Consider the following 24,305-nt stretch of genomic DNA (forward strand, 5'->3'; position numbering starts at 1 on the left):
ATGAAGACCTTTGCTCCTGCAGTTACTCGTCGCATGAAGACCTTTGCTCCTGCGGTTACTCGTCGCATGAAGAGCTCTGTCACAACCTCACAATAATTTAATTCCTTTCTTTGATTATACATGTTGATCAAATAATATTTTGTGCCCATCTGGATCTTTAATGAAGAAATAACCTGCATTCTCCCCATCCAATGATGCTCCTAATTCCAAAGAGTACCCTTCTTTTTCTATCTTGCCAGCAATTTTTCGAATATCCTCCATCCCGTCCTCTGTTTCTTTATTGGCATTCCACTTTGGATTAAAAGTAAGAAAACTTTCATCGAACATCCCTTGGAACAATCCAATTCTTGCCTCTCCATTTTGCAATACGCACCAATTTTGTTGCACATCTCCACTTACTTGTTTAAATCCTAGCACCTCATAAAACTTCATAGAAGCATGTAAGTCTTTTACAGGGAAACTAACTGAGAAATTACCTAACTTCATAAACTATCTCTCCTTTTTCGATCACTTAATCTAAAAATAAATAACAGAGATATTTTTTGATAGTGTTATTACTCTGTTTTTTATCTCAGTGAACAATATTTTACATTTTCCGAATTAAGTTTACCAGTCTCTTTTTTCAATTACAAGAAATAAAATTGCTATTTACTGATATAAATTCAGTGCCCTTTAAATACAACAGTAACACCAATTTTTGACAAACAAAAAAGTTCAAATTCTGCTAACAAAGTAGAAATTCGAACTTTCTTCTATTTTAACTTTAGTATTACTGGCTTTTAACTTCTTCTTTTTTCTTTTGCTGACACTCCTGACAAATCCCATGAAACGTTAGCCGGTGATCTTTCACAATAAAATGATATCGTTGCTCAACAATTTCTTCGACTGCCCCAAGCAAATCCTCTTCCACCTCTTCAATATTCCCGCACTCAAGACATAAAAGATGGTGATGAAAGTGTTTGGCACCTTCTTTTCTCAGATCATACCGGGCAAGTCCATCATTAAAACTCACCTTATCTATCACTTTGATATCTGTTAGGATTTCGAGCGTTCGATATACGGTAGCCAGACCAATCTCTGGGCTTTTCCGCTTAACTAAAAAATAGATTTCTTCTGCAGACATGTGGTCTTTTTCGTTTTCAAGCAGAACGAGTAAAGTCGCTTCCCTCTGAGGAGTCAGTTTAAACCCAGATTCATGTAGTTGTTGTTTAATTTTTTTCAAAGCTGTCATAGAAGCCATAAAAAAACCCCTTATTTAAAATAATTATAATCTAGAATAAGTTTCTATTTAACTAAATAATAATTATTATAAATTAATTTAGATATATTTGCAAGTGATTCTCAATTAGGATGCTGTTCTTTTGTTTCTTCCAACAAAATCGTAAAGCCTTTTTCTTGTTTTACTTTTTTAGCTTTTAACAAACTGCCCAGGGCTCTTTTGAATTGACCTTTGCTAATACCGAAATATTGCTTAATTTCTTCCGGATCTGATTTATCAGTAAATGGAATTTTTCCATCTGCAGATCGTTCCAAAAAAGTCAGAAGCATCGCAGCATCATCACTAATTGCTTCATGTGCTCTAGGTTTTAACGAAAGATTCAGTATGCCATCCGGTCGGATACCAATAACTCTTCCAGCTATTTGTTCACCCAGACGCGGTTCCCGGTATCTTTCAGAAGGATGGATAAAACCCAATTTTAAATCATCTGTTAAGACATAAGTACCTGCCATTTTCAGACGAAAAACGGTACCAGTAATATTTTTATTTTTCAATTCATCTGTTCCAGGCTGAGACAATGCTTTAAAATACGTTTCATCTGCCAGCTGTCCCCATATTCTTCCCTTTTCATCTACTCTAAGTGAAACCATTAAGCGATCTTCTTTTTTAGGCCAAAGTTCTTTCATCGTTGAAAGATCATCCATAGAGACAACAATATCCTTGTCCTTCAGCCCGATATCAACAAACACACCTAAATCTCTCCTGACCCCGGTCACTGTTCCAAAAGCATAATTATCCACTCTGCTCTCAGGAACAGCTGTAGTCATCACTGTTTCCTGTTTTTGATTCAGGTAGCCAAAACCTTCCACTGCTTCTCCCAGCTGATGTTCGCCTTCTTCTTTTGCAAGGCGGAAAGTAACACCATTTTTTTGTAAAAAGTAATGGGTATCATTTTGATCAATAACCAATGCAGTAAAAATATTTCCTATTAATTCATTCATTTTCTTTTTCATCCTATCTGTTTTAAAAAATCAGTCTCAGTAACGCAATTGTTACTATTCCTGTAATAACCGTGCGCATTAAATCCTTAGTTCTGACCGCTACCAATAATGTTGGGATACAACTGACAGCCTCCAGTACTTTTAGTGTAGGAAAACTGCCCTCTTTATAAGTCAGCATACTTTGTAAAAGCAAAGCTGTTAATATACAAATGGGAAGATAGGACAGGAATTTTAAAAGCCACTCCGGGAAATCCATTTTCTTTGTCAAAATAAATGGAACAATACGCGGAATCCATGTAACCAGGGAACATCCCAAAATCGTCATAAGCACATAACTATTCATCATGAGTTACTGCCACCCCCACTCCGCAGCCAATCAAGGTTGCTGCGATAACTGAGACCTCTGGTGAAGAAAATTTCATCAATACATATAATGATACACAGACGGAAATTAATACAATAATCGTCTGCTTTGTCTTTTTTTTGATGACAGTATCCACCTGAAGGACAAACAGTCCGGCAAACATAGCCACTAAAGCAAAATCCAGACCCAACACATAAGGATCAGGTATCCAGTTCCCCAGAAGTGCACCGACAACTGTTGAGAGTATCCATGTAAGATAAGCCGTAATATTCAATCCATGAGTCCAGGCTGAAGTAATCTTATGATCATTGGAAATCGCTGTCATTAAGACACCATAAGATTCATCCGTCAGCAGACTGCCAATTCCCACATTGGTTACTAAGGGTTCCTCTTTAAAATGACTGGCTACAGACATACTCATTAAAAAATGTCTTAAATTTACCAAAAATGTGGTTAAAACAATTGCTGAAATGGGGGCCTGAATCGCCAGCATCCCGCAAATAATAAATTGAGCACTGCCTGCATATACCAGTATCGACATCAAAGCGACCTGAATTACAGATAAACCAACACTCTTCCCTACAACTCCCGCTGCAATGCCAATTCCTGCATACCCAAGTACAGTTGGCAGACAAGCATGGAATCCTTCCCGAAATGTTTCATACTTCTTCTTTGCCATCCAAAGAATTCCTCCCCTTTTGTTTAATCTATTTGTCTCCTTAATAGAACAAGAGTCCGGAAGAGAATATCTTCCAAACTCTTTAAGCCCTTATGAAACAGAATACTACGTGTTTTCTTACCAAGTACAGAGGTATCTTAATCATACTTGGTTCTCATAAAATTTTTTTAGCCTGATACTTTTTTATACAAACCATTGCTGGAATCAGTTCCCTGCATTTCTGGAGGCATTTCCTTTGAACCAGCCCGTTTGTGCATTGATCGTCACTAAATAAGTACCATCTGTTCTATACAAATTATAGTAACCTTGTCCGTTTACGATGCGGGCAGGCTCCAAATAATAGCCGCCCTCTACCATATAGCCGCGTTCAATACATGTTGCAATTACTCGTTCCTTCACACCCGCTGCCCATATCCAAGCCGCATTTCCGGTATCAGCAACATCAGCCGGATTTACAGTATAGACAGGGGCTGTATAAACGCCATTACTATCAGCTGCTGAAAATCCGCTGCTGTCAACAGCCGTATTAGCATTTCCGGCAGTATTGTTCGCAGCTGCAGAGTTTGCTTCGTTCGAAACTTCAGTTTGGCTGTAAACTTCAACATTTGCAGCTTCAGTCTCAACTGCAGCTGAGGCTGCGTTTTGCTGAGCTGCATTATCTGCATCAAGGGCTGCTTTTGCCTTTGTCAGCTTCTCTGTTAATGGCTTTTTCAACGCTTCATTCTTAATTTTATCTACTTCTGCAACAGCAGCTGCATAAGTTTCGTCCGATAATATCGCACGTGCCTGATCATCTTTATAAATTGCGTCAACTGCACTTTTAGCATTTTGTAATTGATCATATTGCGATGTTGCACCATCGATTGCCTGATTGATCAATTTTGAAAATCCGTCTGTTCCAGTCTCTTTTTTCAATGTTACTTCTTTATCTGCCGCAAGGGGCTGTTCTTTGTAACTGTCTCCGGTAATTGCTGTCGCAGTAAAAAGAGTATTGACATCTTTAATTGTTGCTTGTTTAGATTTCACCTTTTCAAGCAATTTATTTAGATTTTCATACTCATTATCTTCTTTTAATTTTTCTATATTTGCTTCAATCGACTCTGTACTTACAGAAACCATATCAGGTTTCAAATAGAGCTGATTATCATCTAAGAAGTAGCTCTTTAGTGAAGCTTTTGTTTCATCAGCCAGCTTTTCTTTTGAAGAAGACTGTGTTGTCTCCGGAGAATCTTTCGTCTGATTTTGACTGTAATACCAGCCTCCTGCCCCCAGCACCAAAACGGCCGCTGTTGCTATAGCAATCGGAAGTTTCTTTTTGGGCTGCTTTGGAGGTTTCTGACGGTTAGCTGCTTCAGTAGCTCTTTTCTTATTTGGACGTTCTGCTTTATCAAGATCAGCAAATTGAGATTGCGGACGTCTTTTAGGTCCCAGTTCAGTAGGTAATACATCCGTTTCCTTAAAAAAGATCGGTGCCTGATCCATTTCTATTTCTTCCGGCTTCTTGCTTTTTGAAGGGATGAACGGTTCTTTGACTTTGGATTTTTCGACAGATAGACTCTCTTCTGCAATAGAATCATCGATTTGTTCTTTCTCTTCAAAAACCCCATCTGTCTCCAATAGATTCACTGTATCGGCTTCAACGATCGGATCGTTGAACGATAGTTTATCGTCTTTCTCCTGATTTTCTTTTAAAGCTTCTTCATTTTCAACAGATTCATCAGAAATTTCCGAAACAAATTCGAGGTCTGTATTTCCTTCAAGCTTCCTTTTCTCTGCTGCTTCGACTTCCCTTTTGTGTGCTTCTATATAGTCTTTCAAAGTTGCAGTATCTGATAGTTCCGAAGAAGGCTCTACTTCATCTTCAACTCCCTGATTGTCTGGTTGCTCCTCTAATTCATTTGAAAGAGATTCATCCTCATCGACAACCTCAGAAAGAAGTTCCGGGGAATCTTTTTCCTGAACTGAAGGGGCTTCTTCAATACTTTCCTCATCAGACGGTTCTTTTTCAATTATTTCTTTATCAGCATCAACAGGAGTTGCATTCTTGCTGCCCAAGCTTTGCTGCTCATTGAATAAGTCCATTACATGACCAATACTAAGGTCTTTCAGATCAGCCCATTCAATATTTTCATTTTCCTCAGCAGTTGAGAAATTTGAAGAAGAATCTTTAAATAAATGTTTCTGATTTTTCTGCTCTGTATTTTCTTTCTTTTCCTGATCAGCGGCTTCCTTTGAAAGTTTGAATCCACACTCAGGGCATGTTTGTTCTTTATCATCAACTTCATTTCCGCAATTCGGACAATGCATTGTCATTTTTTCGCCTCACATTCTACTCTACCAAGTAAATCTAATCTATCACAAAATGCGTGTTGTTCCAATATGTACAAGTTAACTTTTATGTTAAGTTTTATTAAAACATTTTGAAAAACAGCTCTTTTCGTATGCTTCGAAAAGAGCTGTTAAATAGAAATGACTCATTCACTTGAGCAGTTTCAAGTCAGAACTGTTTTCAAAATCTTTTTTATTCCAAGAAATCTTTCAGTTGTTTTGAACGTGACGGATGCCTTAATTTCCGCAATGCTTTTGCCTCAATCTGACGAATCCGTTCTCTTGTTACACCAAATACTTTCCCAACCTCTTCCAGTGTCCTTGTACGACCGTCGTCAAGACCAAAGCGAAGACGAAGAACATTTTCTTCCCGGTCAGTCAAGGTGTCCAAAACATCTTCCAATTGTTCCTTTAGAAGCTCATAAGCAGCATGCTCAGCTGGGCTGGTTGCATCCTGGTCTTCGATGAAATCACCCAGATGAGAATCATCTTCTTCACCAATAGGCGTTTCAAGTGATACTGGTTCCTGAGCAATTTTCAAAATCTCACGAACTTTCTCTGTTGGAAGATCCATCTCAGCACCGATTTCTTCCGGTGTTGGTTCTCTTCCCAAATCCTGAAGGAGCTGACGCTGAATTCGGATCAGTTTATTAATCGTTTCAACCATATGAACCGGAATTCGGATTGTTCTTGCCTGGTCAGCAATTGCACGAGTAATTGCCTGACGAATCCACCAGGTTGCATAAGTAGAAAATTTAAACCCCTTGCGATAGTCAAATTTTTCTACAGCTTTCATCAATCCCATATTTCCTTCTTGAATTAAATCAAGGAACTGCATACCGCGTCCGACATAACGTTTAGCAATGGAAACTACCAAACGCAAGTTAGCCTCTGCCAAGCGTTGTTTTGCTTCCTGATCGCCTTCTTCTATTTTCAATGCCAACTCTACTTCTTCTTCAGCAGTCAGTAATTGAACACGTCCGATCTCTTTCAGATACATACGTACCGGATCGTTGATTTTAACTCCTGTTGGGGCAGATAAATCTTCCATTTGAGCTTTGGTCGCTTCTTTTTCGTCTTTTTTCAAACTGTGTTCACTTGGGTCGCCATTTTCATCCACTACACTTATCCCTGCATCTTCAACTTTTTGAATCAGTTTTTCCATTTCATCTGCATTCAGTGTAAAAGGTGTTGCAAGCGTATTTGACAAGTCGTCATAAAAAGCTGTGCCTTTCGGCTTCTTTTCTTTAATGAATTTTGCAACGGCCGCTGCGTATTTTTTTTCTGTTTCTTTTTCCATGAAAGAAGGCCCCCTACATTTTTACATACTTAGTTATTATATAACATTTGCTGCTGGTTTGTTAATCATTTTCTATTTAAATTATCTGGTTTTTTGTCTTTTTTGCGCCAGTTTAATTAATTCCAGTGACAATTCATCCACTCGGGTTCTATTTCCCATATGCAATGCTTCCTGTTTTTCAAAATTCTTCTGTTGAATTTCCAGATCAATCACTGAGTTTTCAATCACTTTCAGCAGATCTTCCAGTTCCCTTTCAGATCCTTCTTCAGACAGTTCCTGATAGGAAATATCAATAACCAGATTGCGCAACTCTTCCTGCTGCAGGTATTCTAAAAACTGAGCAAGCACAAACTCAGGATAAGTTGACAAAAAACTGTCAATCAGCAAATACAGTTCCTGATAGCTTGTATGCACAAATGAGAACGCTTCGTTTTGCTGAAGCGCAGCTCGAATATTTCCTTCATTCATGATCCGGTACAGCAGCATCCGCTCTGCTTTTTCCACTCGAGAAAGTTTTTTTTTCGTTGGAGCTGGTGCTGCCGTCTCATCCATAATTGGAAAAGACTCGTCAAAGTTTTGTGCTGACTGCTGTTGTCTCTTCTCACGGGATGAGTGCCGCTTCTCTGCTTCTATCAGCCGAAGCTGTTCTTCCAAACTGTGAATGGAAAGATGAAATTCCTCAGCCAGCTGGTTCAGATAACGATCCTTTTCCAGCGGAGAATCCACGGAGGATAATTCCATAAGCATTGTATTTACATAATCAAGCTGCTCTTTTTCATTGTTCATATTACGAGTCAGCTTGTGATAACGCATTTTAAATGAAACAACTGTTTCTCTTCCATGAAGAGCCAACTCTTTAAAAGCCTCCGGACCATATTTTCGCAGATAATCATCTGGGTCAAGTTTTTCCGGAATATTTACAATACTTAATTGGAATCTGCTGTGCTCACTTAAAAGAGACACTGCACGATTTGTTGCTTCTATTCCCGCCTTGTCACCATCATAACACAGCACAAGCTCTCCGGCAGCACGTTCAAGCTGTCTAATCTGCTCATTCGTTAAACTGGTCCCCATAGAGGCTACACCGCTTTTTATCCCTGACTGCCACGCAGCAATTACATCCATAAATCCTTCGAACAGGAAGACTGTATTTTCTTTTCGAATCTCTTTTCTTGCAAGATTAAAGTTAAACAAAGTTTCCCGTTTATTAAACAGCTTCGTTTCCGGACTGTTCAGATATTTAGGCATATCCTCACCGGAAAAATCCTCTGTCTGCAACAATCTTCCTGAAAATGCAATAATCTTTCCTTTTGCATCAGAGATTGGGAACATAATCCTTTGATAAAACCGATCTAAAAACTCGCCGCTTTCCCGCTGAATAAACAATCCTGTTTCCTGAAAAAGCGAGTCGGAAATTTTTTCATTTGAAAAAACCTGACTGAGAAAGTCTCTTTTTTGAGGAGCAAAACCAATCTGAAATTCTTCAATGATTTCTTTAGTCAGTCCCCGTTCCAACAAGTAGTTCAATGCAGGTTCGCCAATTTGGGTATTCAACAAAACATGATGATACAACGCAGCTGCTTTTGTATGTAATTCTAAAAGCTGGCGACGTTGCGGATCTCTGTCCTGCACATTTCCTTCGATATGTTCAGATAAATCAATCTGCAGCGGAATTTGTTCCATGTCTGCAATTTTCTGTACAGCTTCCGGAAAACTAACACCCTCAATTTCCTGTATAAAGTTAAAAACAGATCCGCCTTTTCCACAGCCAAAGCAATGGTAAATCTGTTTATCCTCTGCAACTGAGAATGAAGGTGAGCGTTCCTCATGAAACGGACATAGACCCATGTAGCTCTTACCGGATTTCTTCAGTTGGACATACTGTCCTACAATCTCAACAATATTTGTACGCTGTCTTACCTCATCAATTACTTCCTGAGGTATTCTTTGTGCCATGTTCCTCACCTCCAAGAACAGAAAAACATCTTCATGTGAATAGTCGGTAAAAAGACGCACTGATCTTTTTTCAGTACGTCTTAAAATGACACAGTTACACATCATTCATTGTATCACAAAATTCTTTTATTTCAAGTATTTAGCGCCTTCGTAATTCTGTAAAACAAGGGATTTTCTTTACCTTCTATACCTTCGAACTACAAATCTTTTACGGTTAAGCCGTTTTTCTTCATTGTGTACAGCCCAATCGTCGTACGAACGATAATATTTAGAACCATCATAACAATAAAGATCGGCAAAGTAGTACTTGTTAAGAAGCCAACCTCCAAAATATGGTGAAACAGCATCGCAGCTACATAAATTCCGCAAATGGTTGTAACAATTAAGAAAATTCGTAAGCGATTTAATGGTAAACATGCTCGAACCACCGCCATACAGCTAATTCCAATTAACAAATAATACATCAATGTAGTCGTATCCAATTGATTAATTCCCTGATTTTGAGCAATCAGATAAACAGCAACAACATTGATAACAACAAGAACTGCATTCACCGAGGCATTCCTAAGCGAAGTAGGTAGAAATTTACCATTAATTTTTCTTTTATCCCCTTCAAAAGACAGGAAAAATGCCGGATACCCTTCGATTGCCAAATCAATCAAAGTGATTTGTATAGGGATAAAGGGAAAAGCAATTGTCGTTAATGCACAAATAACTGATAAAATCAGTGAATAAATGGTTTTGATAAAGAAGACGCTGGCAACTCTGGTTACATTGTTCACTACACGGCGTCCTTCAAATAGCACGTCCGGCAGTGTAGTGAAGTCAGAATCCAACAGTACCAAATTAGAAATTTGTCGAGTTGCCCCGTCCCCTTCTGCCATGGCAATACTGCAATCAGCCTCACGCAAAGCCAAAACATCATTTACTCCGTCCCCAGTCATGGCGACGACATGATCATTCGCTTTTAATTCCCTTACAATCGTCCGCTTTTGCTGAGGAGAAACTCTACCGAAAATGGTATATTCATGAACAGCTCGTCGGACCTCTTCTTCTGTCTTTTTAGTTGATAAATCCACATATGACTCATAACCGTGCAGTCCGGCACGCCGTGCAATATTGGAAACTGTAATCGGGTTGTCTCCTGAAATTACTTTTAAATCTACCCCCTCTTCACGAAGATAGGCCAAGGTTTCATTTGCGTTCTGACGAATCGGATCGTCAATCTCAAATAGCGCCAAGGGTTCCAACGGCGGCAATTCACCATTGTCATTTAAAACACCATCAGGAGAAATTCCCATCATTAATGTGCGGTAGCCTTGTTCCTGAGCTTCAAAAACTTCTTTTGGCAGACGATCTTTCGGAAATAGTTTCTCCGGTGCCCCAAGTGCAACAATTCCTATCTCATTAAACTGAACAGCTCCCCATTTTTTTTCCGATGAGAAGGGCAGTGTTTTTACTGCACCATATCGATTGGATATCTCAAAATGATTGCGAATTGCCTGCATAGTAATATTGTTGTCTGTACTTTCAGCCAGATAACTGCCAATAATCAATGGAAAACTGTCACTAAATGTTGAATGCAAAATTGCAACTTTTTGGACACTCATTTTCCCTTCAGTGATTGTTCCTGTTTTATCCAGACACAGGGTATCTACGTGTGCCAGTGTTTCCACAGCATACATATCCTGAACCAAAATCCGTTTTTTTGCCAGTTTAATAACACCGGTAGTTAAAGCAATACTGATCAGCAGAACCAGCCCTTTTGGCAGCATCCCCAACAATGCTGCAGCAGAAGCAACAACAGACCCTTTCATTCCAGACTCTCGAATAAAATAGCCTTCGATAAATAAAATAATTCCCAATGGAATAATAACAAAACTGGTGAATTTTGATACTTTGCGAATTGACTGAATCAGCTCTGAACGAATAGGTTTATGTACTTTCGCTTCTGAAGTGATTTTAACGGCATAATTATCAGCACCTACGTGAATAACCTGCGCATAGACTTGTCCGCTTGATAAAAAACTTCCGGATAACAGCACATCTCCATCCGTTTTCTCGATTAAATCAGATTCACCTGTCAGTAAGGCTTCATTAGCTTCTGCTTTTCCATCAATTACTTTCATATCAGACGGCACTTGTTCTCCCGCAGAAATAAGAACAACATCGTCCATAACTAGTTCTTTTGTACTGATTGACTGTCGTTTGCCATCCCGAATAACTGTGACATTTTCTTTCGCCACAATAGAAAGTTTTTGAACTAAATTACGTGCATGTATTTCCTGATAAATACCCATGGTCATGTTGACTAAAATAATGGCTAAAAAAGCCAGATTGGAATATGCGCCCACTGCAAGTAAACAAAGTGCAATCCCGAAATTTAAAAAATTAAATAGTGTCATGACATTGTCATAGATAATATCTTTGGTAGTTTTTGCTACATTTTCTTCATAATCATTTTGAAGCCCTTGCTGTTTCCTGCTCTCAACTCCCTGAGAACTCAACCCTTTTTTCATTTCAAATTGATCTAGTGACACAAAATCCCTACTTTCCTACTCATTGCTAAAAAACACATCCTCTTTAGTTTACTTGTTCAAAGAAAGAACTGCAAGAAAATCCCCAAAAATAATCCTTGAGGATTTATTCTTTAGAATTTAAATGAGCTGATTCTTTTTGTGAACAACATTCGTTCTATAATACCTGCTCCACTGGTCAGCTGAACCAGTGGATAAAGTTTTGATTCATTTTAACAATATCTGCATAAAACATGTTGCCGCCATTCCTATAAAGAAATCCACCGTTGTGAATAATTGACTGCAAACGATAGTAGCGATAGGTTTCTTCATTTTCATTTCCTAGTAAAGGCGATAGAAATTCCCTTGAATACTCTTCAGATAAAGCCATTGTATTCTTACCTCCGCGTTCCTTTACAAATCGAATGTATTCCAAACCATAATTATAAGCCTGGACAGCGGTCCATAAATCATTTCCCGCCTCTCTATTTTGTTGAATGGCTTCAGCAAGAAATTTCACGCCGTATTCAATGCTTTCCTCTGGATTATCAATTACTGACTGCTGGCCGTAGACACTTTCACTGCTTTGCATCAAATCAACAGAGCGGCCTTTTGACTCTGTATAGATTATGGCCAAAATCAACTGCTTATATTCTGGAATCCCCATTTGTTCAACTGCAAGTTCAACCTGTTCCTCATACTGTGCAACCTGCTGCACGTTTTCTCGAATCTTATAGCCTAAAATAATGACTGTGATCGTTATCAGCAGTAAGAAAAAAACACCCAATTTTTTTATGATTTTCATATTCTATAAATTAAGTCCTCCAAACATAAGAGAAATATTATCTATCATACTTTACTCTTTTATAAATAGCTCCTTGAAAGATGATTCTTTAAAAAAAACTAATTAGTTTCTGGCTTATTATTTTTAAATTCCTCAGGAACAGACTATACTAGCAATGATAGGTGATGATAACATGACAATTGAAAAGAAATCCATTTTAACTCCTGACGGCAGTAAAATTTTCTATGAGGTCAGCGGTTCCGGTTTCCCTTTGTTTCTTCTCCACGGAAATGGAGGGAGCAGTGATTACTTTAAGCATCAGGTTCCCGTTTTCAGCCAATATTTTAAAGTGTATACCATCGATTTTCGTGGTCACGGAAAATCCACGAACACTCAAAAGTTTTTTTCATTCGACTTACTTTCTGATGATATTTATCTTATCACAGTAAAAGAAAAGATTCACTTTCTGAATATTCTAGGTTTTAGCGATGGAGCAAATGCTGCAATGTTTTTTGCCTCAAAGTATCCAAATAAAGTAAATAAATTAATTCTGAATGCCGGAAACACAAGTAGTGAAGGTCTATCTTTTCTTATACAACTGGGAATACATGCCGAGTATTCATTTTATTCCTTTCTGGGACTTTTCAGTCAAAAATGGAAGCAGTACAAAGAGCGAACAAAATTGATGCTAAAAGATACAGGTATTACTACAGAGGACCTGCAGCACATTTCTGCAAAGACGCTGGTCATCGTCGGAAAACAAGATATTATCAAGCTCAGCCACTCACTCTACATCGCAGAAGAAATACCAGATTCCTCTTTTGTGCTTGTCTCCGGTCAGGGACATCTATTTGCAAAAAAAAATCCTCTGCTTTTTAATCAAAGTATTCTAACATTCTTATTGGAGAACAGGTGATGATATGAAAAAAATTGTAATGCGGGTAAAAAAGCAAACTGCTCTTCTTAAGACACTCTTTATTTTCTCTGTTTTAATCATCGTTGCAGGAGAGTTGCTGAGCATCAGCAAAACCATCTCATTCAACCAGCTGGAAGAAATCTTTCAGTCTATTCCAGTCTGGAAAATTGTTATCATGCTGATTGTCGGATTAGCAGCAGTTATTCCAATGTTTGGTTATGATATTACGCTCAACCGCATGCTGCAGAATAAAATGAAACCTTCCTATTTGCTGGAAACCAGCTGGATGATTAATTCCATCAACAATATTGCTGGATTCGGCGGTATTATCAATATTGGGTTGCGAACGGCTTTTTTCAGGAAAAAAAACTCCGGCAAGAAAGTTGCTCAATCATTATCTAAAATTGTTATTTTTTTGTTATCCGGCTTGTCCATTTGGAGCTTTCTTTCTTTTTTACTTGTTTTTTTTGGAAAACAAAATCTGTACCTGCAGCAATATTTGATTTGGCTCATTATAGGAAGTTTATATTTTCCGCTGGTTCTCTTAATAACAAGTATAAAAAAGGACCACTACATTGGAAATATTTCCATTTCTGCAAGACTGCAGTTAATTTTAATTTCTTTTTTTGAATGGACAGGTGTGCTCAGCTTCTTTCTTCTGATTGGTATTTTAATGAATGCTTCCTTCCATCCTTTACAAGTCATTCCTCTTTACGTTGCAGCTTCAATCATGGGAATGAGTTCCATGATCCCTGGTGGGCTGGGAAGCTTTGATGTGATGATCATTTTAGGCCTGCCTTCACTGGGAATTCCAAGAGAAACGGTCATCGTCTGGCTGCTGCTGTTTCGACTGTTCTACTATATTGTTCCCTTTTCCATTGGCATTTTTCTCCTGATAAAAAACTTGGGAAAAAATTTAAACGAACGTTTTTCGGGAATCCCTACAGAGCTTTCTAGAGAAATCAGCCATAAGTTATTAGTTTTTTTAATGTACTTCTCAGGTATCATGGTTGTCCTCTCTGCTACTGTTCCAGAAGCATTCAACCAAATACACTGGTTAAGCAGGCTGAATCCTTGGTCTTCACACTTATTCACTCAGTTTCCGACTCTTCTTTTAGGATTTGCCTTGGTTATTATGGGACGAGGGATTGCTGCCCAAGTAGGACGGGCATATGCTCCTGCGATTGGGCTGATTTCAATCACGCTGGCTTATTCAAGTGTAAAAAATTTCAATCTAGGAGTACTTATCCTTCTTATACTGTTGCTGATTTTTGTCATTTTTTCAAAAGATGAGCTGTATCGCAAACAGCTGGTATACTCATGGGAAATGATAACAGTGGATGGAATTATTTTTACTGTTTTAACGTTGCTTTATATTATTATTGGGGTTTATAATCTTCCAAGTTTTCCTCATCACAAAAAACATTTTATCTCATTCTTTTTGTTCCCTTCAGAAAAAATCTGGTTTTCCGGATTACTTGCTATTATTCTCATTGCCTTATTTACCTTTCTCTTTATTCGTTATCTGAAAGGTGAACAGCGAATTATGGGCGAGCCTTTAAACATTGAGAATGCGAAAAATATATTGAATCACTTCGGCGGGAATGCGAACAGCCAACTGGTTTTTCTTAACGACAAAAATATGTATGTTTATACAGACAACGCCGGAATTTCAACTGTTTTTTTACAGTTTAAAACATTAAATGACAAATGTATCGTAATGGGAGATCCTTCGGGAAAAAAGGAAGATTTTGCATCTGCAATCGCAGAATTCATCCAAGAATGCGACTGCTGGGGCTATCTGCCAGTATTTTACGAAGTATCGGCACCCATTGTTCTGACTCTTCATTCGTTCGGTTATGATTTTATCAAGATGGGTGAAGAAGCATATGTTTCGCTGGGTGATTTCACTTTATCCGGTAAAAAGAGACGCGGGGACCGAGCAATTATGAATAGGTTTGAAAAAGAAAAGTATACATTTGAAATACTCTCCCCTCCTTACTTGCCAGAAGTAATGCATGAATTAAGACTCATTTCAAATGAATGGTTGGGAAATCGAAAAGAAAAAGGTTTCTCACTAGGTTTTTTCTCGGAAGAATATTTACAGATGTCAGAAATTGCAATAGTTAAAAACCAACGAAATGAAATTCTTGCATTCGCTAATATTATGCCTACATACACAAAAGAGGAAGGCACAATCGATCTTATGCGTTATAAAAAGGAGGCTCCGCCGGGTGTAATGGATTTTCTTTTCATCTCCATCTTTAATTACATGAAAGAAAACGGAGTCTCCGTTTTCAATATGGGAATGGCTCCGCTGGCCAATGTTGGTACATCCAAAAAAAGCTTTTTTCAAGAACGAATCGCATTTCTGGTTTACGAATTTGGTTCAATTTTTTACTCCTTTCAGGGACTAAAGGCCTATAAAGACAAGTTTGCATCTGAATGGAGCCCTCGGTATACGCTTTACTCTCGAAAGAGTTCACTTCTCTATGCAATGATTGCTTTGCTAATAATTGATAACGCACCTGTCAGAGAAAAGAAAAGCCACTAATCTTTTGAATAAAAGAAGGAAGCATGACATTAGTGGTCGCAGCCTCCTAAAACCGAATAAACGGTGTTCCAGTTTTTATATACCTCTACAGTTAGTTATCTCCTATTTAAGATTGAAGGTCTACGTAGTCACGAGATCGTCTTTTCACATACCATTCTGCTACTATTACAAGGAGAACCGGCAGGTCAAGGTATATGAACACTTCTTCGAAGGATTGCAACAACCTGAGAACTGCAGAAGCAGCAAAATAGAACTGGTACTTGTATAAACTAAACTGTATACAGCTATCTCTTTGTATATGGAATAAATTTATCCCCGTCAGAGCTTTGCATACTCTCGTCTCTTGTTGTTCCTGTACCAGTGGGAAATCCTTGTATCTACAAGTCTCACTACAACTACACTACACTTCGTTTCGATCTCATCAATTTCTAAACGGCAGAGCTGCTAAGAATTGAAGGACTTCGTTTCGATCTCAACAATTTCTAAATAGCAAAGCTATTAAGAATTGAAGGATATTGTTCGATTCTCGATACAAACGTGTTTACTTGGAAAAGCGTTGGCAACTCTATAATTCAATGAATTGGCAATACGCATTAAAAGGAGAAAATTAATTGCAGGCAGCATCTCAGAAACAAGCTGAACACTCTCAAAAATAGGCAAAGTTCCAAGCCCTTCAACTCCAGCATATTTCATGCATAGAAGTTGATGTGATCACAGCGTAAGTGTATCAATCCACAGCTACTCATTTCATGAATCGCGTTCCTTTGCCAGCATTCCTCTTCTAAAGGACAGCTTAGTTAATTCTCACAGAAAAAGTTTTATTTTTACAAGCCGTACCTGTGATTGATACGTTATGATGGCCATCCTCTGATTTTTTGGCTAAAACAGTCAGCTCACCTTCTCGTCCAACGTGCTTTCCCTGACGAATGAAAATTTGCTTCTCTGCTTCTTCAGAGTATCGGTGATTTAAAAGATAAGCCGCCATTACTCCTGAAGCTGTTCCAGTTACAGAATCTTCTGTAGTCCCAGAAAAAGGAGAGGAAAAATGTCGTGCCGAATACACATCTTCTTCTCCTTCTACAAATGCAAACGGATGAATGGAAGATCGGAGTATTTCAGATAAAATTTTTGGAAATTCTTTTTCCAGAGGCGTCATTTTGTCTAAAACAGCTTCATTTTTTACAGGAACAATAAATGTCCATGATCCTGTATTTCCATATGTCAAAGGCAGCCCTTCAGCTAAATCAGTCATTTGAATTCCTAAAATTTGAGCGATCCTCTCAGGTTCACCTTCAAATGGAATGAAGGTTGCTGCAGATTGCTCCATTGTTATACTTTGAGTCTCCTTCTGATACAATACATTCAAAATTCCAGCACCTGTTTCAATTTTCCATTCTTGATCTTTTGCCATTGGCTGAGAAAGTAAATATATCGCCCCAACAGTTGCATGACCACATAAAGGTGTCTCGTGACCTGGAGTGAAATAGCGAAGTTTTATATCCGCTTCGTTACTCGCACAGACAAATACACACTCATTAAACCCCACTTCCGCAGCAATGTTTTGCATTTGCTCCTCTGAGTAATCATCACCATTCAAAATAACACCAGCCGGATTCCCCTGCCCCGGTTCGCTGGTAAAAGCATCTATTTGGTTCACCATACATTCCATAACTGTATCTCTCCCTTTTTGAAAGATTATAGCATAGAAAAATACAGAAAGGATCGATTCTCTTTGTTTCAAAGCATTGCTGTTCTCCTCTCATATAGAAAGGTTGTCCAAGATTTATTGTTTACATAATATTTTTATCGTCAACAAAATTTAAATGGAGCTGGAGATTCTTATTTCTCCTAAAATATTTTTGAGTAATTTAATAAAAAGACACACTTTCAACGCACAGCCTCTTCTTCTTTTTCTAAAAATTGATTTTTCTCTATTCCTTAATTTCTATCACATTGTCAGGTCATACTGTCCAGCTACCTTCATAATAATAGAGAATGTTGTATCTTGTTCGACAGCAGCAGAGTAAATCAGCTCAACATCAAGCGGTTTTTCATACAAATAAAATTAAAATCTATCTAAAACAAAAATTTCTTGATCTTGTTTTATTTACTATCTGTTATTTGAACATTATCAATTCTATGCTTACGGGAAACTTCTATTTTTTAACAACAGTTTTGCTCGTTACTGTTCAAAATGATTAAAGGGAAATCAAAAACCAGCCTTAAAATGAACTTAAATGTTCATTTTAAGGCTGGTCTTGTATTCTTCAATTAAACAGTGACATTTCCTACAACTTCATTTGCAGAAACCATCTGTCCGGATTTTGCAAGCTCATAGGCAGTTACAATATCCTGATTCGTAAATACAACAATCAGATCAGGTTTCTTACCGGCTTGTTCCAGAGCGGAAAGATCAATCGTTGCAATCTTATCTCCCTGTTTCACAGTCTGACCGGCTGAAATATGAAGTGTAAATGGTTCACCTTTCAATTCAACTGTATCAACACCCATATGCAGAAGGACCTCTATTCCTGTATCAGTTAAAATACCGACTGCATGCTTCGTAGGGAAAATGGTGGTAATCTTTCCAGATACTGGTGCAGTGACTTCTCCATTCTCTGGCAGAACTGCATAGCCGTCTCCCATCATTTTAGCTGAGAATACATCATCATGAACTTCTGAAATTGGGATTACTTTCCCATCAGCAACAGCATAAATATCAGCTTTTTCACCAGAAACTGCTGTCTTTTCAGGTGCTGATTCAGGCTTTTTTACAGTTTCCTCAACTGGATTCTCTGAGATTCCGCCTGAATGGTGCAGCTTCGTCATCTCATCTGCCACAAACTGAACTTCAGTTCCAACAATAACTTGAATATTGCTGCTGTCAATTACTTTCAGCCCAGGAACACCTGTTGATTTGATTTTCGCCTGATCAACAAGCCCGGTATCTTTTACAGTCAAACGCAGGCGAGTCGTACAATTGTCTATAGAAGTTACATTTCCCTGAGCGCCTAACCCTTCATAAATTCTGCGTGCCATCGAAGTAAATTTGCTGTCGCCTGATACATCTAAATCAGGTGTTTCTTCGCCATCACCTTCTTCACGCCCTGGAGTCATCAAATTGAATTTCTTAATAACAAACATGAATGTAAAATAATAAATGACAGACATAACTAAGCCCAACAGTAATAGCATGTATGGTTGATTAGCAATAGGAACTCTTAAGCTCAGAACAAAGTCGATCAGACCAGCACTGAAGTTAAAACCGGCAGTCCATTGGAATGCAGCCGCAACAAACATTGAAATACCCGTTAAAATAGCGTGTACCACATATAATGGCCATGCAACAAACATGAATGCAAATTCCAAAGGTTCAGTTACTCCGGTAAAAAATGAAGCAAATGCTGCTGCCATCATTAAGGAAGCTGTCGCTTTTTTCTTTTCAGGACGGGCACACTGATAAATTGCCAAAGCTCCTGCCGGCAGTCCAAACATCATTACAGGGAAGAAGCCGGCCTGATACATACCAGTTACACCCTTAACCCCTTCACTTGCCCAGAATTTACCAATATCGTCGATTCCTGCAATGTTAAACCAGAACACATTATTCAATGCATGGTGTAACCCAGTCGGAATCAGCAAACGATTGAAGAAACCGTATAGACCGGCACCAATTGGGCCCATTCCTGAAATAGCTTCTCCAAATGAAACCAATCCAGTGTAGACCGGCGGCCAAACAAAAATCAGCCCTGCTGAAAGAACCAGCATCACTGCCGCTGTGACGATTGGGACTAGTCGTTTTCCGCTGAAAAACGAAAGTGCCATTGGCAGCTTCACATTGCTGAAACGATTATACATTGCAGCAGCAACTAATCCGGAAAGAATACCGATAAAGACATTTTTATTATTGATAGCAGAAAAAGCAATATTAACATTCTCTACATCTATCCCTTGAAACATAGCCACAGATGCTGAATTAATCAGTGTCATAGGAACAAGGAAGGCAACCAGTCCGCTTAATGCAGCAGATCCATCTTTATCTTTTGACATTCCCAGTGCCAATCCAACTGCAAATAAAATACCCAAATTATCCAAAATTGTGCTTCCTGCTTTTATCAGGAACGCAGCAAGCAGATTATTGCCTCCCCATCCGCTTGGATCAATCCAGTAACCAATTCCCATGAATAATGCTGCAACAGGTAATGTCGCAACCGGCAGCATTAATGAGCGGCCCATTTTTTGCATATATGCTTTCATAGTCAAAACTCCTCTACTTTTCTTTTATCATTCGTAATCGTTCAATGTGAATCGCCAGGTATCCTAATTCTTCGTTAGGGACCTGATAGTGGAAATCTTTCATTAACAATACTTGAATCTTTTTGGAAATCTCATAGCTCTCTGCATATTTTTTTCGAACAACCTCTAAAATATCATCATCCAACACGGCATAATGATTCTGCTCAAAACGGTGTATAAACAGCCGAAGATGATTGGCTAAACGAGAATAACTTAAGCTCATTTTCTCATCGTAAATATCAATATCCAGTTCCTGCTCAATTAATCGAATAATTTCTGAAACAATAGTGACTTCACGGATACTTTTACTGTTGTCCGTTCGTCCGCTGCGAGCACTGTGAATGTGAATAGTGATATAACCAGCTTCGTCATAGCTAAACGGCAACCCCAGAGTTTGCGTGAGATAGTCCACAGCCCATTGAGCAATGGCAAATTCCTCACTGTACAATATCTCTATTTCGTTCAGTAATTTATTTCGAACAATGATATTATTCTGAATATTTTCTGCAGCAAAAGCGATATGATCGCTTAAACTAATGTTAATATGTGCATTCAGTTTTTCTCCAAGAATATTTTCAGCGTAGTTAATGATTTCTTCCGTAGCAAAAAAATATTTTTCATCGATTTGGGAGAGTAAAACCTGCAGTTTTTTCTGCCCTTCAGGCTCCATAATGAACATTCGTTCCACCTGATGAGCATGCAGCAGATCATTCTTCTTTTTATTGAAGCCTACTCCCTTACCGACTGCAACTTTCTCCTGTCCTTCGTCAAGGACAAGAACAGCATTTTGATTCAGTACTTTTTTGATCTTCATACTCATTTCCTCTTCTGCAGAAGTTGGTTGAATGTTTCAACGCTGCAACAAAAAAGCATAGAAAAATCCCACGGTAATATGAAAAAGCATATTACATAGAAATTCTTCCATGCCTAGTATTATCCAGTCACATGAAAACGCTATTCAACTTGTTAACATTGATAGTTTACAAAGATATAGACCATTTGTCAACCAAAAACTTTAAAAAAATAACTACTTTTTTTCACAAACTAATTTTCCAATACCTATCTGATTTACTCAATCAACTGATCGCATGTAATCTTTTTTGCTGTACTGCTTTCCTTTTATACAAAAGTATCGATGACATGAAAAGAGAGCGGGACAGAAATAAAATCCCGACCTCTTTTCAATACATCATTTATTATTTTTGGGGGTAATAAATGATTAGCGCGCATAATTGAGTGTCTATTACAACGAATGAAAACTTATTCGATATAAGCATATTTATAGATACAAGTAGGACCAAAATTATGATATTGGATACCCTGTACGCCCGGACGAACCAACTGAGCTCGTGCCTGCTGATAAAGCGGAATTAATGCTGCATCTTCCTCTACCAGTACTTTTTCAGCCTTGATTAATGTTTCCCAGCGTTTTTCTAGATCATTCCCATATTTATTCACTACATCATCGATCAGCTGATCATAGGTTTCGCTTGAATAGTTGCTGGTGTTTCCTGTCGTTGAATTTTCAAGAAAAGTCATAGGGTCCTGATAATCTGGTCCCCACATGCTGACAGAAAGTTCATAATCCCCTTTTTTCATCAATTCAATCGCATTGTTTAATGGGACTGTTTTCACTTCAACTTTTAATCCCGGCAAGCTTTCTTCCAGCTGAGCCTGGATAAATTCAGCAACCTTTTTATCTCCATCGCCATCCCTTGAAAGAAGTTCAATCTTCACTTCACCATTTAGCTCTTCTTCTGCTTTCTTCAGATATTCATTTGCTTTTTTCGTATCTGTTACAACTAATTCGCCGGCCTCTTCTCTAAAGTCTTCACCGGTTTCAGGATTAAAGACAAAATCTTTTGGAATGTAGCCATAGATTTCTTTTGAACCATCTGCCAGAATATTTTCAACCAATCCTTTTTTATCAATAGCATAAGCAATAGCTTTGCGTACATTTTCATTAGCGAAAATAGATGGCTCGCCATTTCTTAACTGGTTCATTCTTAAAGAGTATACTTTCGAGCGTTCTATTGCTTGATAATCAGGATTATCATTATTTTGCTTTGCAAAATCTCCGGAAAGTACAGCGACATCTAAATCACCTGATTCATACAAATTAAAAATAGTGTTGGTTTCTTTCAATACTTCAAAATGAATTGTTTCAGACTTCACACTGTCTGCATCATAATAATGTTCATTTTTAACAAGATCCCAAGACATAGAAGATTGATCCCAATTTTCCATAAGGAAAGGTCCATTGGAAAGAATGTTTTCACTCGAAGTTCCATAATCTTTCCCTTTTTCTTCTACAAATTCCTGATTTTGCGGATAAAATGGTGAAAATGCCAGTAAGGAGGTGAAGTAAGGAACAGGCTTTGCCAATTTCACTTCAAGCTCATAATCTCCAACAGCAGTCACGCCCAGCTCATCTGCCTCTTTTTCTTCATTTACAATAGCCGTTCCATTTTCAATAGTTCCATCCATCAGGAAAAAGTAATTTGCCTGATTTTTCGGATCCGCCATTTTCTTCCATGCAAAAACAAAATCATGTGCAGTAACAGGGTCTCCATTAGACCATTTTACATCTTCACGTAATTTAATCTTGTATGTCTTTCCGTCTTCAGAAATTTCCGGCATTTCCTTCGCTACTGCCGGAATCACGCTATCATTTTCATCTAATTGATACAGCCCTTCAAATACATTGGACTGTGCAACGATACTAGGCTCATCCTGAGAAAAAATAGTATCCATTGAACTGATTTCTGAGCTTTCCATTAAATTAAGAACTTTACTGGAAGTTTTCTCTGTCTGTTCTGTCCCTGAATCCTCTGTTGTTTTCCTTCCTCCGGTACTGCAAGCTGTCAGCATCAGTATTGCTGACAAAGCGACTGCTGCCGTTTTTTTTATCCCGATTTTCATACGTTCCACCCTTTCTTTTTACAGAACTTTTTCTGCTGAATCATCCAATTGACTTTTTCTGAATAATTCCTTTTGTTCCCCTTCTCCCCAGATTTCCTTCATTGAAATAAGTTCCTGTTTAACCTCTAAATAAGCATATGGGATTCCCTGATCCCCATATTCCCATTCTCCTCGCTGATTATCGATTGGATCTGCTCTGACATGCAATTTAGCAGGTATAAACTCTTCTTGAATACGATCATTTGCCGGCATCCTGAAAATGTCGAGGTTACCAAAGTAATAATTCCACCGTTCAATATCCCCTGCAGCGTAAGCGCCCCCTCCAAATGAAAGATCTGCAAAAATCCAACCATAGGGCTCCACATAAAACTGTGCCCAGTCATGGCAGCCAGTATAATACTGTGAAACATAGAGACCTGATTGCCATTTAGCAGGAATCCCCGCCATTCGACAAAGAGTAATAAACAGAATCGCCTGAACCCCGCAGTCTCCTTTTAAATTGACTGCTGCATATTCTGAAATATTATCAATCGTAAAATATTCTCTCATAAAGGAATATTTTACATTGGTCGTAATAAAGTCATAAATCTTTCTTGCTTGAATAACAGTATTTGTTTCTCCATCAAGCACTTCGTCAAGAATAGACTGAAGATAAGGAGTAAAGCGAATATGAGGAAGCTGCTCTTCTAAATCAGACATTTCTTCTTTTGCTTTCTCTGCTTTCAATGCATCCAATTCAATATAGTGCACTTCATTGACATACTCATATTCAACAAAGAATTCTTCATTCTCTTTCAGTCTAGTTTCAAAACAAATGGTACGCTGATAGCTGTCTTCTGGTGATGTTGTCACTTTATCTGCTTCAGAATGTTTTAAAATTTTTATTTCTGAAATTTGTTGAGCATTTCTGGGAACAGGTAGATGAACTTTTACCTGCTCGCCAATTCGTTCATGTTCTTTTTTTATTTTGATAGACGAACGAATATGAATCTTTACTTTTCGATGCCCATTTTCTTTCATTAATCGAATATTTTCAGTTAATTCGATTTTTCGGAGTTGATCTGTTTCGCTGTCTTCTTTTTTTATTAACCGCTCAGCATATGCCGGCTGTGTCTTTACCAGATTCAATAGGAAACGTCTTTGAAAATGAGGCTCCCCACCTACATAAATCCAGTCCACCAGAGATTCTTCCATAAGCTGGTCTAATTCTTTCGATTCAAACTGCTCAAAGGCTTCCCTCATTTGGTGAATTGCTTCGTTAACTGAGAACGGATATTCATTAATTCCGATCATTTTTATGATTTCTTTTTCAATTTCAAGACGTTTTTTTAGCGCAAACGGGATTTTACGTTCCAGCAAATGGTCAATTACTTTTGCTGCTCCCTGAAAATCACCATACTGCTTTATCCGAACGACTTCTTCCGGCAACGGTATACTCAAATAGCTTAAATCCAATGGCATCGTTCAAAC

At 38.2% G+C, this 24,305-nt stretch carries 17 protein-coding genes; 2 read left to right on the plus strand and 15 right to left on the minus strand.

Translation table 11 applies throughout. The features are described from left to right. Positions 1–114: 114 nt before the first annotated feature. The 10 genes from LI951_RS01435 to LI951_RS01480 all read right to left on the minus strand — a co-directional run bounded on the left by LI951_RS01435 (position 115) and on the right by LI951_RS01480 (position 12,168). Positions 115–486: a VOC family protein gene (locus LI951_RS01435; RefSeq protein WP_202067491.1), complete on the minus strand. Its 372-nt coding sequence runs from the start codon at positions 484–486 to the stop codon at positions 115–117. Positions 487–769: 283 nt separating this feature from the next. Further along, positions 770–1,240: a Fur family transcriptional regulator gene (locus tag LI951_RS01440; RefSeq protein WP_229441039.1), complete on the minus strand. Its 471-nt coding sequence runs from the start codon at positions 1,238–1,240 to the stop codon at positions 770–772. 101 nt (positions 1,241–1,341) lie between these two features. Continuing rightward, positions 1,342–2,220 carry a S1 RNA-binding domain-containing protein gene (locus tag LI951_RS01445; RefSeq protein ID WP_229441040.1) on the minus strand — a complete coding sequence of 293 codons (879 nt, stop codon included), beginning with the start codon at positions 2,218–2,220 and terminating at the stop codon, positions 1,342–1,344. A 22-nt stretch (positions 2,221–2,242) separates the two neighbouring features. Continuing rightward, on the minus strand, positions 2,243–2,566 hold the full coding sequence (locus tag LI951_RS01450) for an AzlD domain-containing protein (protein WP_202067488.1): 324 nt from the start codon (positions 2,564–2,566) through the stop codon (positions 2,243–2,245). Beyond that, positions 2,556–3,263, minus strand: a complete 708-nt coding sequence (locus LI951_RS01455) for an AzlC family ABC transporter permease (RefSeq protein ID WP_202067487.1) — start codon at positions 3,261–3,263, stop codon at positions 2,556–2,558. The genes LI951_RS01450 and LI951_RS01455 overlap by 11 nt, the downstream gene beginning before the upstream one ends. Positions 3,264–3,467: 204 nt before the next feature. Continuing rightward, positions 3,468–5,576, minus strand: a complete 2,109-nt coding sequence (locus LI951_RS01460) for a cell division site-positioning protein MapZ family protein (RefSeq protein WP_229441041.1) — start codon at positions 5,574–5,576, stop codon at positions 3,468–3,470. Positions 5,577–5,784: 208 nt separating this feature from the next. Beyond that, positions 5,785–6,891 carry an RNA polymerase sigma factor RpoD gene (rpoD, locus tag LI951_RS01465; RefSeq protein WP_202067485.1) on the minus strand — a complete coding sequence of 369 codons (1,107 nt, stop codon included), beginning with the start codon at positions 6,889–6,891 and terminating at the stop codon, positions 5,785–5,787. A gap of 81 nt (positions 6,892–6,972) precedes the next feature. Continuing rightward, a complete protein-coding gene (dnaG, locus tag LI951_RS01470; RefSeq protein WP_202067484.1) occupies positions 6,973–8,847 on the minus strand; it encodes a DNA primase in 1,875 nt (624 codons plus the stop codon). Positions 8,848–9,044: 197 nt separating this feature from the next. Beyond that, a complete protein-coding gene (locus tag LI951_RS01475; protein WP_229441271.1) occupies positions 9,045–11,366 on the minus strand; it encodes a cation-translocating P-type ATPase in 2,322 nt (773 codons plus the stop codon). Positions 11,367–11,562: 196 nt separating this feature from the next. Then, complete coding sequence (locus tag LI951_RS01480; protein ID WP_229441042.1) at positions 11,563–12,168, minus strand: lysozyme family protein; 606 nt, start codon at positions 12,166–12,168, stop codon at positions 11,563–11,565. 172 nt (positions 12,169–12,340) lie between these two features. On the opposite strand from LI951_RS01480, the gene LI951_RS01485 reads away from it, so the two are divergent. After that, on the plus strand, positions 12,341–13,063 hold the full coding sequence (locus tag LI951_RS01485) for an alpha/beta fold hydrolase (protein WP_229441043.1): 723 nt from the start codon (positions 12,341–12,343) through the stop codon (positions 13,061–13,063). A gap of 4 nt (positions 13,064–13,067) precedes the next feature. Next, on the plus strand, positions 13,068–15,617 hold the full coding sequence (mprF, locus tag LI951_RS01490; RefSeq protein ID WP_229441044.1) for a bifunctional lysylphosphatidylglycerol flippase/synthetase MprF: 2,550 nt from the start codon (positions 13,068–13,070) through the stop codon (positions 15,615–15,617). Positions 15,618–16,410: 793 nt separating this feature from the next. Here the strand turns inward: mprF and LI951_RS01495 are convergent. The 5 genes from LI951_RS01495 to LI951_RS01515 all read right to left on the minus strand — a co-directional run bounded on the left by LI951_RS01495 (position 16,411) and on the right by LI951_RS01515 (position 24,296). After that, positions 16,411–17,286, minus strand: a complete 876-nt coding sequence (locus tag LI951_RS01495; protein ID WP_229441045.1) for a PhzF family phenazine biosynthesis protein — start codon at positions 17,284–17,286, stop codon at positions 16,411–16,413. Between the two features lie 602 nt (positions 17,287–17,888). Next, positions 17,889–19,874, minus strand: coding sequence for an N-acetylglucosamine-specific PTS transporter subunit IIBC (gene nagE, locus LI951_RS01500; protein WP_229441046.1), 1,986 nt, complete (start codon positions 19,872–19,874; stop codon positions 17,889–17,891). 13 nt (positions 19,875–19,887) lie between these two features. Continuing rightward, complete coding sequence (locus tag LI951_RS01505) at positions 19,888–20,727, minus strand: PRD domain-containing protein (protein ID WP_202067479.1); 840 nt, start codon at positions 20,725–20,727, stop codon at positions 19,888–19,890. Positions 20,728–21,173: 446 nt separating this feature from the next. After that, positions 21,174–22,835, minus strand: coding sequence for a peptide ABC transporter substrate-binding protein (locus tag LI951_RS01510; RefSeq protein WP_420705899.1), 1,662 nt, complete (start codon positions 22,833–22,835; stop codon positions 21,174–21,176). Between the two features lie 18 nt (positions 22,836–22,853). Further along, positions 22,854–24,296 (minus strand): transglutaminase-like domain-containing protein, encoded by a 1,443-nt coding sequence (locus LI951_RS01515; RefSeq protein WP_229441047.1) that lies wholly within the window; start codon positions 24,294–24,296, stop codon positions 22,854–22,856. Between the last annotated feature and the right edge of the window lie 9 nt (positions 24,297–24,305).

Source organism: Enterococcus sp. BWT-B8 (assembly GCF_020567625.1).
Lineage (GTDB): Bacteria > Bacillota > Bacilli > Lactobacillales > Enterococcaceae > Enterococcus_L.